Source organism: Bradyrhizobium elkanii USDA 76, from assembly GCF_023278185.1.
In the GTDB taxonomy this organism is placed as follows: domain Bacteria; phylum Pseudomonadota; class Alphaproteobacteria; order Rhizobiales; family Xanthobacteraceae; genus Bradyrhizobium; species Bradyrhizobium elkanii.
Genome location: NZ_CP066356.1, coordinates 4,328,892 through 4,343,619 on the forward strand (window position 1 = coordinate 4,328,892; position 14,728 = coordinate 4,343,619).

General features: G+C 64.8%; 11 protein-coding genes. 6 read left to right on the top strand and 5 right to left on the bottom strand.

Annotation, left to right across the window (positions count from 1 at the left end):
• The first annotated feature begins 68 nt into the window (after nucleotides 1-68).
• Nucleotides 69-788 carry a DnaJ domain-containing protein gene (locus JEY66_RS21005; RefSeq protein ID WP_016842845.1) on the top strand — a complete coding sequence of 240 codons (720 nt, stop codon included), beginning with the start codon at nucleotides 69-71 and terminating at the stop codon, nucleotides 786-788.
• A gap of 238 nt (nucleotides 789-1,026) precedes the next feature.
• Here JEY66_RS21005 and JEY66_RS21010 read toward each other — a convergent pair whose 3' ends face one another.
• The gene (locus JEY66_RS21010) at nucleotides 1,027-2,820 is read right to left on the bottom strand and encodes a D-alanyl-D-alanine carboxypeptidase (RefSeq protein WP_026192864.1); all 1,794 of its coding nucleotides are present in this window, start codon (nucleotides 2,818-2,820) and stop codon (nucleotides 1,027-1,029) included.
• A 423-nt stretch (nucleotides 2,821-3,243) separates the two neighbouring features.
• On the opposite strand from JEY66_RS21010, the gene JEY66_RS21015 reads away from it, so the two are divergent.
• A complete protein-coding gene (locus tag JEY66_RS21015) occupies nucleotides 3,244-3,582 on the top strand; it encodes a phasin family protein (protein WP_016844841.1) in 339 nt (112 codons plus the stop codon).
• A 72-nt stretch (nucleotides 3,583-3,654) separates the two neighbouring features.
• Here the strand turns inward: JEY66_RS21015 and JEY66_RS21020 are convergent, their stop codons facing one another.
• Nucleotides 3,655-5,535, bottom strand: coding sequence for a TadE/TadG family type IV pilus assembly protein (locus JEY66_RS21020; RefSeq protein ID WP_018272012.1), 1,881 nt, complete (start codon nucleotides 5,533-5,535; stop codon nucleotides 3,655-3,657).
• A 514-nt stretch (nucleotides 5,536-6,049) separates the two neighbouring features.
• Here JEY66_RS21020 and clpS point away from each other — a divergent pair.
• Nucleotides 6,050-6,382, top strand: a complete 333-nt coding sequence (gene clpS, locus JEY66_RS21025) for an ATP-dependent Clp protease adapter ClpS (protein WP_026192863.1) — start codon at nucleotides 6,050-6,052, stop codon at nucleotides 6,380-6,382.
• A 260-nt stretch (nucleotides 6,383-6,642) separates the two neighbouring features.
• The gene (clpA, locus tag JEY66_RS21030; RefSeq protein WP_026192862.1) at nucleotides 6,643-9,048 is read left to right on the top strand and encodes an ATP-dependent Clp protease ATP-binding subunit ClpA; all 2,406 of its coding nucleotides are present in this window, start codon (nucleotides 6,643-6,645) and stop codon (nucleotides 9,046-9,048) included.
• A gap of 99 nt (nucleotides 9,049-9,147) precedes the next feature.
• Here the strand turns inward: clpA and JEY66_RS21035 are convergent, their stop codons facing one another.
• The 3 genes from JEY66_RS21035 to JEY66_RS21045 form a co-directional block, all read right to left on the bottom strand.
• On the bottom strand, nucleotides 9,148-10,569 hold the full coding sequence (locus JEY66_RS21035; protein ID WP_018272010.1) for an MFS transporter: 1,422 nt from the start codon (nucleotides 10,567-10,569) through the stop codon (nucleotides 9,148-9,150).
• Nucleotides 10,570-10,694: 125 nt separating this feature from the next.
• Complete coding sequence (locus tag JEY66_RS21040) at nucleotides 10,695-11,048, bottom strand: PilZ domain-containing protein (protein WP_016848266.1); 354 nt, start codon at nucleotides 11,046-11,048, stop codon at nucleotides 10,695-10,697.
• A gap of 164 nt (nucleotides 11,049-11,212) precedes the next feature.
• The gene (locus JEY66_RS21045) at nucleotides 11,213-12,169 is read right to left on the bottom strand and encodes an AraC-like ligand-binding domain-containing protein (protein ID WP_018272009.1); all 957 of its coding nucleotides are present in this window, start codon (nucleotides 12,167-12,169) and stop codon (nucleotides 11,213-11,215) included.
• 207 nt (nucleotides 12,170-12,376) lie between these two features.
• On the opposite strand from JEY66_RS21045, the gene JEY66_RS21050 reads away from it, so the two are divergent.
• Both JEY66_RS21050 and JEY66_RS21055 read left to right on the top strand, forming a co-directional pair.
• Nucleotides 12,377-13,387: a carbon-nitrogen hydrolase family protein gene (locus JEY66_RS21050; protein ID WP_018272008.1), complete on the top strand. Its 1,011-nt coding sequence runs from the start codon at nucleotides 12,377-12,379 to the stop codon at nucleotides 13,385-13,387.
• Nucleotides 13,388-13,474: 87 nt separating this feature from the next.
• Nucleotides 13,475-14,527: a phenylacetaldoxime dehydratase family protein gene (locus JEY66_RS21055; protein ID WP_041482663.1), complete on the top strand. Its 1,053-nt coding sequence runs from the start codon at nucleotides 13,475-13,477 to the stop codon at nucleotides 14,525-14,527.
• The last annotated feature ends 201 nt before the right edge of the window (nucleotides 14,528-14,728 follow it).

Here is a 14,728-nt window from a genome sequence, read left to right on the forward strand (position 1 = left end):
TGCGCTTCACACTCCGGTGAGACGAAGCTCCGCATGCTTTTTGCCGCCGGGCCGCCTATATTCCAGACATGCCAACCCTGATCGCTGGCGTCGTCGCCGTTGTCGTCCTTTATTCCGCGCTGCAGATGTTTCGTGCGGCCAATCCTGCCGTGCTTGCGCGCGCGATCAAGATCGGCGGCGGGGTGCTCGCACTGGCGGTCGCGGCCTTTACCGGCGTGCGGGGCGAACTGGCAGTGGCAATTCCGCTCGGCATCTTCGGCGCCGGACTGCTCGGCTGGTCGCCGTTCGGAAGCACCGGATTTCCCAATCTCGGCGGCATGTTCGGCGGTTCGCGCAGCCAGGGACAAAGCTCGCGGGTGCGCTCGCAATATCTCGATATGACCCTCGATCACGGCAGCGGCGTGCTCAGGGGCCAGATCGTGGCCGGACCGCAGGCCGGCCGCATGCTCGATGAGTTCGACCTGTCGCAGCTATTGGCGATGGTTCCGAGCTTCGACGCCGAGAGCGTCGCGCTACTTGAAAGCTATCTGGACCGCCGCTTTCCCGCCTGGCGTCAGGACGCACAGGGCGACCGGGCACGGGGGCAGGGCCGTGCGGCGTCGGGCGGCAAAATGACGAACGAGGAGGCCTATCAGATCCTTGGCCTGCAGCCGGGAGCGTCGCGCGACGACATCAGCCGGGCTCACCGTACCCTGATGAAGAAACTCCATCCCGACCAGGGGGGCTCGACGTACCTCGCGGCCCGTGTGAACGAGGCCAAGGACACTCTGCTTCGCACGCATCTCTAACTCCGGCTACGCTACCAACGCCACAGCCGAGAGCTGCCTTCCGTTTCTGATTGATGCCCCGTCTGGCCCGCCGCTGTCCGGCGTGGCCGATCGCTCTTTCGGGAAAACTTAACCGTAAAATCTTGACGAGAAGTTTCATGTTCGTGCCGCGCGCGGCCGGCCGGCCGTTTCGCGAGGGCAAAAACAAAACGGCCGGCGCTTGCGGCGCCGGCCGTTCGAAATCAGCTGATGCCGACGATCAGTTGCGAACGGTGATGCAGGAGATCTCGGCGCGCTTCAGCGTCTTGCAAGCCGCCTCGGCCTGATCGCGCTCGAGGCCGGCAAAGCGGGCGCGATAGAGCTTGCGATTGTCCTTGGCGACCACCTCGGTGAACGGATCCGCCTTGCTGAGCAGGCCGCGGGCCGAACTGCGCGCGAGGTCGATGCGCTTGTTGGCCTCGCCCTCGGACTCCAGCGCGCCAACCTGGATGATCCAGCCGGTGTGGGCGGCGCTCGGCCTTGCTGAACTGGTCGGCGGAGCGGCCTGCACGCTGCGGGTGGCGGGTTCGATCGACGCCACGGCCTGCGATGCCGGGGCAGCGGGTGCATGGACGGCCGAGGCCGGCAGCACGCCGAGGATGCCGTTGCCGGTGCCGAAATTGGCCGGCTGCGGCGGCATTTCGGGCCTCGAGGTTTCGGCGGCCCGCGCCATCATCGCATTGGAGGTCTCGGGGACTTCGCCGCGCGCGGGGATCGTGTTGGTGATCGGGGGCGCGGACTGCGCCGGGCCGGCGGCGGCGAGCTTGATCTGGCCGGCCTTGACCTGCACCGTCTTCACCTTGACCGGTTTCATCGGTTCAGCCGAGCCGGGGATCGCGGCGATCGGCTGGGTCTGGATCACGCCTGAGGTCAGCGGCGCCGGCTCGGGCTTGGCCTGCGGCTCCGGCTTGGCCGGGAGCGGCGGCAGCGCGGCGGCCGCGGCCGCCATCAGGGAGGGCTTGCTGGCCGGGCGCGGCGCCTGGATCGCGGCAGCTGCAGCGGCGGGCTCCGACGCCGCGACCGGCGAAGTGTCCGGCGCGCGCGCATTATCCGCGTCGGCGACCTCGACATTGGCGTCGGCCGGATTGCGTTCGGTGATCGCGGCGGCGGTGCGGGTGGTCGCGGCCTTCCCGACGTTCTCGGCGAGCAGGTTGCGCATGATGGCGTCACGCGAGCCGCCGCTGCGGCCGCCGAGCACCACGCCGACCAGGAAGCGATTGCCGCGACGCATCGAGGTCACGAGGTTGAAGCCGGAGGCGCGGGTATAGCCGGTCTTGATACCGTCAACGCCCTCGACGTTGCCGAGCAGATGGTTGTGGTTGCGGATCGATTGGCCGCGGAAGTTAAACACCGAGGTCGAGAAGTAGCGGTAATAGCGCGGGAAGCGGTCCTGGATCGCGCGGCCGAGGGTCGATTGATCGCGCGCCGTCGTCACCTGCTCATCATTGGGCAGGCCGGAGGCGTTGCGATAGACGGTCCGGCTCATGCCGAGCGCACGGGCCTTGCGGGTCATCATGCGGGCGAAATCGTCTTCGCTGCCGCCGATCGCCTCGGCGATCACGACCGCGGCGTCATTGGCCGAGCGGGTGACCAGGCCCTTGATGGCGTCTTCGACCTTGATGGTCGAGCCGGGCCGCAGGCCGAGCTTGGTCGGGTCCTGCTCGGAGGCATGCTCGGACACCGGCATTTCGGTGTCGAGCTTCATCTTTCCGGAATCGAGGCGCTCGAACAGCAGATAGAGCGTCATGATCTTGGTCAGCGAGGCGGGGTGGCGCAGGCCGTCGGGACTGGTGGCGGTCAGCACCGACCCGGTGTTGCCGTCGACGATGATCGACGCGAATTGCGGGCTGTAGCTCTCGCGCGCTTCCTGGCTGTGGTGGTGACGGGCGTAGTGGCGCCGGTGACGGCGCGCCTCGGCGCTATCACTCGTGATCAGGATCGCCGTCGTGACGGTAACGAGCCCAAGAACGCCAACTCGCAGCGCCCGCGAGGAGGCCAAGGTTGTTCGAAGCATCTACTTCCCCGTCCCAATTTCTATCTAGATCACTGGCTCGTGAGGCGAAATTGTGCCCGGCGGCCATCGATCCTTGCCTGCGCAACAATCCACTTCGGGCAGAACCATCGGCCGAGGTGGCGGCTCAGGTCGCTCTTCTAGCTAAGGTGTTGTTCACAAACAGCTTTCGAGGCTGTCTGTCGGAAGGCGAACAAAGTCCGGGAATCAGGTTAGGCGGACCGAGTTTCCAAAAGATTAAGCAACCGTTGCGTAGTCCCCCGGGGTTTATCGCAAATGCCGGAGATTCGGGGTTGTGTGATTGTGCGATGCACAATATTCGTTGACTATATTGTGCGATGCGATATTGCTATCGGCGTCAAGGGGCCGGGAGCTTCCCGGCAATGGGAATTTGCGCCTTCAAGTCTGGGAAAAGGAATTCCATCCATGGTCAAGATCGAAGACATTCAGAACTACGGCAAAGAGCATTTCGAGTCGGTCACCGCGTCGGCCAACAACCTGCAGAGCGGCGTTCAGGCCATCGCCACCGCCTATGGCGACTATGCCAAGAAGTCCTTTGAGGACACCAAGTCGTTCGTCGAGAAGCTGTCGGGCGTGAAGTCGCTGGACAAGGCGCTCGAGGCGCAGACCGAGTACCTGCGCTCGTCCTACGAGACCTTCGTCGCGGAATCGCAGAAGATCGCCGGCCTGTACAGCGACTGCGCCAAGCAGACCTTCAAGCCCTATGAGGGCCTGGTCTCCAAGTTCGCGCCCGCCGCTCAGTAAGCGTTGCCGGCCAAGACAAGCGAAAAGCCCGGCCGTTTGGCCGGGCTTTTTTGTTGTGCCTGAAGCGGGCGGCTATTTCGCCAGCCGCAGCTTGCTCAGGGCGGTTCCGATCGTGTTGAACGTCGTCAGGATCTGGGTCGAGCTGGTCAGCATGAAGAATTTGTCGGGCGTGCTGGCGCAGTTCTTCAGGACGGTCGAGGTCGGATCGGCGGGCGAACTCGTGTTCACCTGGATCGTGTAGATCGTGTACAACGGCGCTCCGTTGGAATCCTTCGCGTTCTGCAGATTTTGGCACATCAATGCCTGCCTTGCGTCGATCGGATTGCCTGAGGCCTGCGAGCTGCCGTCGCCGTATTCGGGCCAGCGGTCCTCGGTATTCAGACCGTCGGACAAGAGGATGATGACCCGATTGTAGGTCGTGTTGGTGTCCTCCGACGGCGTGTTCAGCGGACCGCCCACCAGCAGGGATTGCCACGCCCAAGCGAGCCCGACGGCCTGGTTGGTACCGCCGGTCGGCTGCATCGCGTTGACCGCCGTCTTGAGCGCGCTCCAGTTGTAGCTCAGCGGAATGATGGGCTCGAGCGACGTCGAGGCGCTGCTGCTGCAATAGAATGTGCTGTTCTCATAGTACTCGTTGGCCGGGAACAGCGTGGTGACGTCGGACGACGCCGGCAGGACGCCGGTCGCATCGTTCGGCTGGGTGCGGTCCGTGATGCAGCCCGTCCAGTTGCCGATCGGATTGGTAGAGGCTTGCCGCCAGTCGTTCTTCACCGTCGGGGTCTGACTGGTCGAGGTCCACTGGTTGTTGGTCCACCCGACAACGGCGCTGACCCGGGGCTGGCTCGTATTGTCGACCGTGTCGTTGGGGCCCGGCTGCGTCCAGTCGTGGGTATACAGCTTGCCGGTGCACTGATAGACGCCGCTGGTCGTCTTACAGCTGCAGCCGGACACCGCGTTGCCCGTGGAGTCCGTCGGACATGCACACGAGTTTGAGCCGCTGCAGAACACGCCGGTGCCGGCCGCGGTGCTCACCCAGCAGCCATTGTAGCGCGTGTGCGAGTTCGCATCGACGCTGGGGCAAATGTAGCCGGAATAACTCCCGCTCGAGGGGATGTAGTTCGTGTTGGACGTGCTGGTCGGGTTCTTCGTGCAGGTGAAGCCGCCATTGCTGTTGGTCCAGGGGCATCGCGCACCGGGTCCGACCGCGTGCCAGTTCATCGGCAGGCTCGCCTGCATGGTGCCGTTGGCGGGCTGCGTGGTCGGAGGATTGAGCCAGTCGGTCCAGTCGATCCAGCTCTGGCCGACATTGCTGGTGCCGACATTGACGACCTTGGCGAACGGAATGACGGAGATATAGACGTCACCATTGTTCTTGCTCAGCGCGCTGAGCTGGTCGATCAGTCCGCCGGTTCCGGCCACGGCGTTGCGCAGCGCGGTGATCTTGCCGTCCTGCGCCATCGATCCCGTGTTGTCGAGGGCGAGGGCGACGCGCATCTTGACGTTGCCCCAGGTGGTGGTCGTCGAGCTCTTGAAACCCAGCGTCGGAAAACCGGCCAGCTGCATGAAATCGGATTTGATGTAGCCGGATCCGCCCAGCAGGATGTTGGCCGCCGCGCTCGAGGTCGGGGTGGTGTAGTTGGCCGTGACGGAAATGCCCTGGCCGTCCTTGTTGGTGTAAAGCGCGGTGAAGTAGGTCTGCGCCTTGCTCGGGATCTCCGCAGCCGTGATGTTGCCCATGGTCAGATCCTTGGACAGCATCAGCGCGGTCGAATCGAGCGCCGCCTGCATCGCGGAGCGGGCGTTGTTGGCGCGGGTATAGTCGATCGCAGCTCCCACGAAAGCGAGGAGCGGCAGCATTGCGAAGGTGAAGATCACCGCGACATTGCCGTTATTTGCCCTGGAAAACCGGCGAGCAACCGCGCAGACGCGATCGGAAATGGCTGAACCAAGCATGGCACTCTCGTCGAAATGAATTGCGGTGGCATCTCGACCGGCGCCGCTAAACAGATGGTGAATCGGGCGCGGGAAACCCGGCAGGGTGGCGTGGGGGAGGCTCAAAAGCCGGGCAAAAGCGCTGGCTATCCTCAATGACGTCTAAATTGGCGGCCCGACTCCTTTGTCAAATCAGGCAGAAATGATTAACCTTCCGAGGGTTGCCGCGCCGGGAATCGGACCGGTGGGCCGCGCCGGGTCCGCGCTTGCGGCAGGGCCTCGCGAGGCCCATATTCGGGAAGTCGATCCGGCCGCCGGATCGGACCGGGAGCGGCAAGCTGGAAAGCATTGCTGGGGGTTCCGCGATCAGTCTTGCGGCAATCGCGACCGCCGTCCAACTGCCATCCGGTTTTCCGCCATCCGGCTTCCCTTGGGGAATTCGAACGCCTGAGCCATGTTGCGATCCACGTTGACAGTCCCGATTTCCGAGCCGGTTTCGTCGATGCCGGCGGTGGCCGCCGCGCCGGCGCCGAAAATGAGCAATGATGACAACCGCAACGGGACGGGCAGCGGCCCGTCGACCTCGGTCATCACCAAGGTCAAGCCGAAGACCAAGCGCCCGAACCTGTACCGCGTCCTGATCCTGAACGACGACTACACGCCGATGGAGTTCGTCGTTCACGTGCTGGAACGATTCTTCAACAAGGACGCCGAGGCGGCGACCAAGATTATGCTGCACGTTCACCACCACGGGATCGGCGAGTGCGGCGTTTTTACCTACGAGATCGCCGAGACCAAAGTGACGCAAGTCATGGACTTCGCGCGCAAGCATCAGCATCCACTGCAATGCGTGATGGAAAAGAAATAGCTCGCTGGAACGACTGACCCGCCGCGAGGCGCGGAACGGGTCTTGCATCGCGGTTTTTGATGGTGGTGAACGGCGTTCCCGTACGATCACGGGGCGCCGCCGCGCGACGCCCCGATGCCCCGAATTTAGAAGAAAACCATCATCGCGGGACCGGTCTTTCGCCACGATCCGTCGTAACTATATCAAAGGCGATCACGAAGGTTGTTATTGCCTGACCCGGTAATGGCGATCATGATGGCAGGGGGCCATAGAGGACGCGAATGCCAACTTTTTCCCAAAGCCTTGAACAATCGCTGCACCGTGCATTGGCGATCGCAAACGAGCGTCACCATCAATACGCGACGCTCGAACATCTGCTGCTGTCGCTGATCGATGACTCGGATGCGGCGGCTGTGATGCGGGCCTGCAGCGTCGATCTCGACAAGCTCAGGACCAGCCTCGTTAATTATCTCGAGACCGAATTCGAAAACCTGGTGACTGACGGCGCCGATGACGCGAAGCCGACCGCCGGGTTCCAGCGCGTGATCCAGCGCGCGGTGATTCACGTCCAGTCGTCCGGTCGCGAGGAAGTGACCGGCGCCAACGTCCTGATCGCGATCTTCGCCGAGCGCGAGAGCCATGCCGCGTACTTCCTGCAGGAGCAGGACATGACGCGCTACGACGCCGTCAACTACATCAGCCACGGCATCGCCAAGCGGCCCGGCGTGTCCGAGGCGCGGCCGGTGCGCGGCGTCGACGAGGAAACCGAGACCAAGGGCAACGAGGACGCCAAGAAGAAGGGCGAAGCGCTCGAGACCTATTGCGTCAACCTCAACAAGAAGGCGCGCGACGGCAAGATCGATCCGGTGATCGGCCGCAATGCCGAGATCAATCGTGCGATCCAGGTGCTGTGCCGCCGCCAGAAGAACAACCCGCTGTTCGTCGGCGAAGCTGGCGTCGGCAAGACCGCGATTGCCGAAGGCCTCGCCAAGCGCATCGTCGACAGCGACGTGCCGGAAGTGCTGGCGGCCGCGACCGTGTTCTCGCTCGACATGGGCACGCTGCTTGCGGGCACCCGCTATCGCGGTGATTTCGAGGAGCGGCTCAAGCAGGTCCTGAAGGAGCTGGAGGCGCATCCGAACGCCATCCTGTTCATCGACGAGATCCACACCGTGATCGGCGCCGGCGCCACCTCCGGCGGCGCGATGGATGCGTCCAATCTGCTGAAGCCCGCGCTGGCTTCGGGCACGATCCGCTGCATGGGCTCGACCACCTACAAGGAATACCGTCAGCACTTCGAGAAGGACCGCGCGCTGGTGCGGCGCTTCCAGAAGATCGACGTCAACGAGCCGACGGTGGAAGACGCGATCGCGATCCTCAAGGGCCTGAAGCCCTATTTCGAGGATTACCATCGGCTGAAATACACCAATGAGGCGATCGAGGCGGCGGTGCAGCTGTCGTCGCGCTACATCCACGACCGCAAGCTGCCCGACAAGGCGATCGACGTGATCGACGAGTCCGGCGCGGCGCAGATGCTGGTCGCCGAGAGCAAGCGCAAGAAGACGATCGGCATCAAGGAGATCGAGACCACGATCGCGACCATGGCGCGGATCCCGCCGAAGAGCGTGTCGAAGGACGATGCCGAGGTGCTGAAGCATCTCGAGCAGACCCTGAAGCGCACGGTATTCGGCCAGGACAAGGCAATCGAGTCGCTGGCAGCGTCGATCAAGCTGGCGCGCGCCGGCCTGCGCGAGCCGGAGAAGCCGATCGGCAGCTATTTGTTCTCGGGTCCGACCGGCGTCGGCAAGACCGAGGTGGCCAAGCAACTCGCGGCGTCGCTCGGCGTCGAGCTGCTGCGCTTCGACATGTCCGAATACATGGAGCGGCACACCGTGTCGCGCCTGATCGGCGCGCCTCCCGGCTATGTCGGCTTCGACCAGGGCGGCCTGCTCACCGATGGCGTGGATCAGCATCCGCATTGCGTGGTGCTGCTCGACGAGATCGAGAAGGCGCACCCGGACCTCTACAACGTGCTGCTGCAGATCATGGATCATGGCCGGCTCACCGACCACAACGGCAAGCAGGTCAACTTCCGCAACGTGATCCTGATCATGACCACGAATGCCGGCGCGGCCGATCTTGCGCGGCAGGCCTTCGGCTTCACCCGCTCGAAGCGGGAAGGCGACGATCACGAGGCGATCAATCGCCAGTTCGCGCCGGAGTTCCGTAACCGGCTGGATGCGATCGTCTCCTTCGCGCACCTCAATGCCGAGGTGATCGGCATGGTGGTCGAGAAGTTCGTGCTGCAACTCGAGGCGCAACTCGCCGACCGCGACGTCACGATCGAGCTGTCCGAGCCTGCAAAGGCCTGGCTGATCGAGCACGGCTATGACGAGCAGATGGGCGCACGTCCGATGGCGCGCATCATCCAGGAGCACATCAAGAAGCCGCTCGCGGATGAGGTGCTGTTCGGCCAGCTCAAGGGCGGCGGACACGTCCGCGTCATCCTGGTCAAGGACGAGGCGGCCGCCAAGGACAAGATCGGCTTCGAATATGTCGAGGGCCCGGTCACGCCGAAGCCCGAGAACCTGCCGCCGCGCAAGCGCAAGCCGCCGAAGGGTGGTCCCAACGGTGGCGGAGGCGGCACCAAGGGGCCGGCCTCAAAGGGGCCGATGGTCAAGGTCTGAGGCGCGAGCCGAGCAACGAAATGGAAAGGCCGGCTGAACAGCCGGCCTTTTTGTTTGCGGCGGTGGAGGGCTCCGATGCGATCCGCATTGTACGCGGCGTCACTCGCCCTTCAAACGCTGGCCCTCATGGACCCGGACCTGATCGGCGCCGCGGCTGCCGGCGGAGGACAGCCGCAGCGTGCTGAGCACGGCGCCCACGAGGGCAAAACCGACGCCGACCATCAGCGAGATCCGGGTGCCGTCAGCCGGATAGCGCGCCAGCAGCAGCGCCACCAAAGCGGCGCCGATGGTCTGTCCGAGCAGGCGCGCGGTCCCTAGCATGCCGCTGGCGCCGCCCGAGCGCTCGCGCGGGGCGGCGGCGATCATGGTGCGGTTGTTCGGGGTCTGGAACAGGCCGAAGCCGGCGCCGGCGAGTGCCATGCGCCAGATCACGTCGATTGGCGTCGCGTTGGCCGGCATCAAGGCCAGCGTGCCCAATCCCGTCGCGAACAGCAGCAGGCCGATGCCGCCGAGCAGGCCGGCCGGATAGCGTTCCACCAGCCAGCCCGCGAGCGGGGCGGCGAACGCGACCGCGATCGGCCACGGCGTGATCAACAGGCCGATCTGAACCGCGGAATATCCGAAATGGTTCTCGAGATAGAACGGCATCGCGACAAAGGCCAGCATCTGGCCGCAGAACGAGGCGATCGAGGTGCCGATCGAGAGCGCGAAGATCGGAATCCGCAGCAGGTCGACGGGCAGCAGCGGCGAGGGCAGATGCTGCTGCCGCCGGTACAGCAAATGCGAGGCGACTGCGGCGACGGCGAACTCCAATGCGCAGAGATACAGCGCCCCGCCGTGGCCGGCGCTGTCGATCGCGCTGATGCCGAACCCGAACGCGATGGCGCTCATCGCTGCGCTCTGCCAGTCGAACGCGTGAACCGCCGGCCTGGTGTGCGGCAGGAAGCGCCAGCCCAGCGCCAGCGTGACGATGCCGAGCGGGACATTGATGGCGAACAGATACGGCCAGGTCCCGACCGCCAGGATGAACGAGGCGATGGTCGGGCCGACCGCGGCCGAGATCGCGACCACCAGCGCGTTGACGCCGATGCCGCGGCCGAGCTGCGAATGCGGATAGATGAAGCGAACCAGCGCGGTGTTGACGCTGAGGATTCCGGCAGCGCCAAACCCCTGCAGGATGCGGGCGACCGTCAGCAGCGGCAGCGTGTGCGACAGCGCGCAGAACAGCGAGGCCAGCGTGAACAGCAACAGCCCCGCCAGATAGACGCGGCGATAGCCGATGATTTCGCCGAGCGAGGCCAGCGGTAGCAGCGAGATCGTGATCGCCAATTGATAGCCGTTGACGATCCAGATTGAGAACGCGGGGCTGGCGTTCAGATCCCGGGCAATGGTCGGCAGCGCAACGTTGGCGATCGAGCCGTCGACGACGGCCATCACGAGGCCGAGCGCGATCGTGAGAATGGCCCAATTGCGCTGCGGTTGCGGCAGCCCGTCGGGATGCTCTGTCATCGCGGACGACATGTCGTGGAGTGGCTCTTGGGTTCCGGCGTTGCGGGGATTACCGCATGCTGGATTAGCCCGGCCTTTGCAACCCCGAATGCCGGATGCCGGCCGCGACGGAAACGATGGCTCCCAGCCGAGCTGGCTCAGCCCTGGCCGAGCAACTCATTGATGCGCCGCTGCAGCTGCCGCTTCTTGATCTCGCTGCGGCGGACCCGCTCGTCGAGATCGCTGACCGGCGTGTCCGAGGTCATGATCCGGAAGGCGAGGCCGACCTTGTTGGCCTGGCGCCAGATCAGGCGGGCCAGGAACGAGCGGCCCTTGCGTGCGACGCTGAGATTCAACTCTTCGGGCAGATGCACAGCATCGCCAAATTCAACGCAGGCACCGCCTTCGCTGATATTGCGCACGACGCAATCCATCGTCGAGCCGCGTTCATTGATCTCCGCAACCGCACCAAAAAACACCTTGTCGCGTACGCTCTGGCGCCGGTCCTGCATGGGAAATCCTCCAAATGAACGGCACGACTGTACCGGTCCGCCTCAGCGAAAAGAAGGGCGCCAGGGGAACCCGTTGCAGTTAGTGTAAATATTTGCATCCGTGAGGGCGTGGATTCCCGGCTATTTTGCGCCGCAAGAGGCCCTCGGTTTCGCTCGAAAACGCTTTAGTTCGGCAGCCGGCTTTGCCGCCAGTCGCGCGGCGACAGGCCGTAATGGTCGCGGAACACGCGCCCGAAATGCGAGAGATCGTTAAAGCCCCAGGCGAATGCGATCTCGCCGATGTGGCGATGCGCGTGCGCCGGCGAGGCGAGGTCGCGCTTGCAGCGCTCCAGCCGCTGCGCCAGCACGAAGCGCTGGAACGAGGTGTCCTCGTCGGCCAGCAGGCTGTTGACGTAGCGCGGCGAGATGCCGAGCGCGGCGGCGGTCTCGGTGAGGCCGAGCTCGGGGTTCGGCAGATGCGCGAGCACATGCGCCTTCAGGCGGTAGAGCAGCGCGGAGCGGTGGGTCGAGGCGGGCAGCGCGGCGCCGCCGAGCCGCTCGCTCATCGCCATCGCGAGCAGGTCGGCAGCCTGGTCGGCGAGGCGGATCGCGTTGTCAGGATCGAGCTTGTCGGCGATCTCGGAGAGTCCCGAGATGAACTGCCAGGCGAGCCGCTGCACCGGGCGATCCGATGTGAACGTGGTCGCGGTGAGGCCCTGGGTGCCGGCGAAGCGCCGGTGCAGCATGGCGCGCGGCACCTGGAAGATGGTCTGCGTGAACTCGGCGTTGAACCGCAATTCATAGGGCCGGGTGGTGTCGTAGAATGCGAACTCGCCGGGCTGGATCACGGTCTCGCGGCCGTCCTGCACCACGCCGCCCGCGCCGCTCCGGCCGAGCGCGAACAGCACAAAATCCTCGCTGGCGCGTGCGATCCGCGACGGCGTGCGCAGCACGCGCTGCCGGCTCGACGAGACAACGGAGCATTTCACCGCGCCGAGCTGCGCGCTGGTGATGGCGCCGTGGAAGGCGGTGCCGAGATCGGACTTGCAGTCGAGCTGCACGAACACGTCGCAGACGATGTCCTGCCAGAGCGCAAGGCGCCGATGGGTGGGCGCGTCTTCAGTGGTGAACAGGGCCGGCATGATTTCCTCCCTTCACGAGTGCAAACGCTGGCCACGCGAACAAAGCAAGCTTCATACCGGGGACGGCCGGGGAATCTCCTCCGTAGTCGAATTTTCCTTCCGTCCTGGTCGAACGGCGTGCCCGGTCACGGGGCAGCATGATGTCAGAGGCCGCTAGGCCCGATCAAGCACGAACCGGCCGGAAGCGTCGGCCGCGAGGAGGACATCATGGGCATCGAACATCCGAAATACCGCGTTGCGGTGGTGCAGGCCGCACCGGCCTGGCTCGACCTCGACGCCTCCATCGCCAAGTCCATCGCGCTGATCGAGGAGGCCGCCGCCAAGGGGACGAAGCTGATCGCGTTTCCCGAGGCCTTCATCCCCGGCTACCCCTGGTACATCTGGCTGGACTCGCCGGCCTGGGCGATCGGGCGCGGCTTCGTGCAGCGCTATTTCGACAATTCGCTGAGCTACGACAGCCCGCAGGCCGAGAAGTTGCGGCTCGCGGTCAAGAAGGCCGGCATGACCGCGGTGCTCGGCCTGTCCGAGCGCAACGGCGGTAGCCTCTATCTCGCGCAATGGCTTGTTGGCCCCGACGGCGAGACCATCGCCAAGCGGCGCAAGCTGCGGCCGACCCATGCCGAGCGCACCGTCTATGGCGAGGGCGACGGCAGCGACCTTGCGGTGCATGACCGTCCCGGCATCGGTCGGCTCGGCGCGCTGTGCTGCTGGGAGCACCTGCAGCCGCTGTCGAAATACGCGATGTACGCCCAGAACGAGCAGGTCCATGTCGCGGCCTGGCCGAGCTTCTCGCTGTACGATCCGTTCGCGCCGGCGTTCGGCTGGGAGGTCAACAACGCGGCCTCGCGGGTCTACGCCGTTGAAGGCTCGTGCTTCGTGCTCGCGCCCTGCGCCACGGTCTCGCAGGCGATGATCGACGAGATGTGCGACCGCGACGACAAGCACGCGCTGCTGCATGTCGGCGGCGGACACGCCGCGATCTACGGGCCGGACGGCAGCTCGATCGCCGAGAAGCTGCCGCCCGAGCAGGAGGGCCTGCTGCTCGCCGATATCGATCTCGGCGCGATCGGGATCGCCAAGAACGCCGCCGACCCGGCCGGACATTATTCGCGGCCCGATGTCACGCGCCTGCTGCTGAACAAGAAGCCCTCGAAGCGCGTCGAGCACTTCGCGCTGCCGCTCGACAGCCTTGAGGAGATCGACGCGGCCGCGAGCTGAACAAACTACGGGCATGATCTTTTCGGAAAACCGCTTCGCACTTTTCCGGATCATGCCTTGCACGACATCCAACCGGAGGCGACTGCCATGGAATCAGCCATTCCATCTCATCTGCAGACGGCCCGATCGCGTCATCGGCGTGTGCCCGACGATTATGCGCCGCCTTATCCGTCCTTCGTCGCACGCCACAAGCCCGCGGTCACGCGCGTGATCATGGCCTATTTCGGCGTGCAGTTTCGCGGCGAACTGACTGCCGCGGCGAACGAGGCGCTCGCATCGATCGCAAAACGTTTTGCCGGCGAGAACGGCCCGACGCATTGGGATCGTGCGCAACATGTCGACCAGGCCGGCTACACCAACGTCGTCTCGGTTGCCTATTGGGACGACGCCGGGCGTTTCGACGCCTGGTTCGACGGTGCGCGCGAGGCCTGGACCGGCGGCGGTGCCACTGAGGGCCTCGGCCGCTTCATCGAGGTGCTGCGGCCGCATGTTGCGCGCTACGAGACGCTGTTCTCGTCGCTCGGCCGCCCGGAGGGTGTCGCGGTGCTCGCCGACGGCATGAACGGAGAGGTGCAGGAGCACGCCTATTGGGGCGGCATGCGCGACCGTATCCCGCTGTCGCAGACCGACGCGATGACGCCGGGCGGCGAGCCGCGTGCGGTCCGCGACGGCGCGCGCATCCGCGTGGTCGCGCATGACAATCTCTGCCTGATCCGCTCCGGACAGGACTGGAGCGACACCGAAGCGTCGGAGCGCAAGATGTATCTCGACGATGTCGAGCCGGTGCTGCGCGAGGGCATGGATTTCCTGCGCGACGACGGCGTGCCGATCGGCTGCTACGCCAACCGCTATATGCGCGTCGTTGATGCGCAGGGACGACCGACCGAGAAGTCCTACGGCCAGAGCTGGTGGAAGAGCCTCGCGGCGCTCGAGCGCTGGGCGGAATCGCACCCGACCCATGTCAGGATTTTTGGCGCGGCGATGAAATATCTCTCGACCTTGGGCCCGAGCGCCAAGCTCAGGCTGTATCACGAGGTCACGGTCGCTGCCGCCGACGAGCAGTTCTTCGAATATCTCGGCTGCCACGAACGGACCGGCATGCTCACCGCCGTACAGGTCGCGGCGGATCAGTCGAGCTGAGTTAGCCTAAGAGACGGCCGTGAGAGATAACTTCGTCATGACCGGGCTTGTCTGCGCCCATGACTGAAAAGAAGCGAAAGTGAGCATTTGCCTCCGCTTGTCGTCCCTCGGTTTGACCCTAGCATGTTCACACATCTTGAGCTTGCGGTGGCTTGTCAGTTTCCCTGAATTCTGAATCCATTGGGAGGGTTGTGCCCGATG

Coding starts and splice junctions, on each gene's coding strand:
- JEY66_RS21005 (WP_016842845.1), top strand. CDS start 69: ATGCCAACCCTGATCGCTGGCGTCGTCGCCGTTGTCGTCCTTTATTCC.
- JEY66_RS21010 (WP_026192864.1), bottom strand. CDS start 2,820: ATGCTTCGAACAACCTTGGCCTCCTCGCGGGCGCTGCGAGTTGGCGTT.
- JEY66_RS21015 (WP_016844841.1), top strand. CDS start 3,244: ATGGTCAAGATCGAAGACATTCAGAACTACGGCAAAGAGCATTTCGAG.
- JEY66_RS21020 (WP_018272012.1), bottom strand. CDS start 5,535: ATGCTTGGTTCAGCCATTTCCGATCGCGTCTGCGCGGTTGCTCGCCGG.
- clpS (WP_026192863.1), top strand. CDS start 6,050: ATGAGCAATGATGACAACCGCAACGGGACGGGCAGCGGCCCGTCGACC.
- clpA (WP_026192862.1), top strand. CDS start 6,643: ATGCCAACTTTTTCCCAAAGCCTTGAACAATCGCTGCACCGTGCATTG.
- JEY66_RS21035 (WP_018272010.1), bottom strand. CDS start 10,569: ATGTCGTCCGCGATGACAGAGCATCCCGACGGGCTGCCGCAACCGCAG.
- JEY66_RS21040 (WP_016848266.1), bottom strand. CDS start 11,048: ATGCAGGACCGGCGCCAGAGCGTACGCGACAAGGTGTTTTTTGGTGCG.
- JEY66_RS21045 (WP_018272009.1), bottom strand. CDS start 12,169: ATGCCGGCCCTGTTCACCACTGAAGACGCGCCCACCCATCGGCGCCTT.
- JEY66_RS21050 (WP_018272008.1), top strand. CDS start 12,377: ATGGGCATCGAACATCCGAAATACCGCGTTGCGGTGGTGCAGGCCGCA.
- JEY66_RS21055 (WP_041482663.1), top strand. CDS start 13,475: ATGGAATCAGCCATTCCATCTCATCTGCAGACGGCCCGATCGCGTCAT.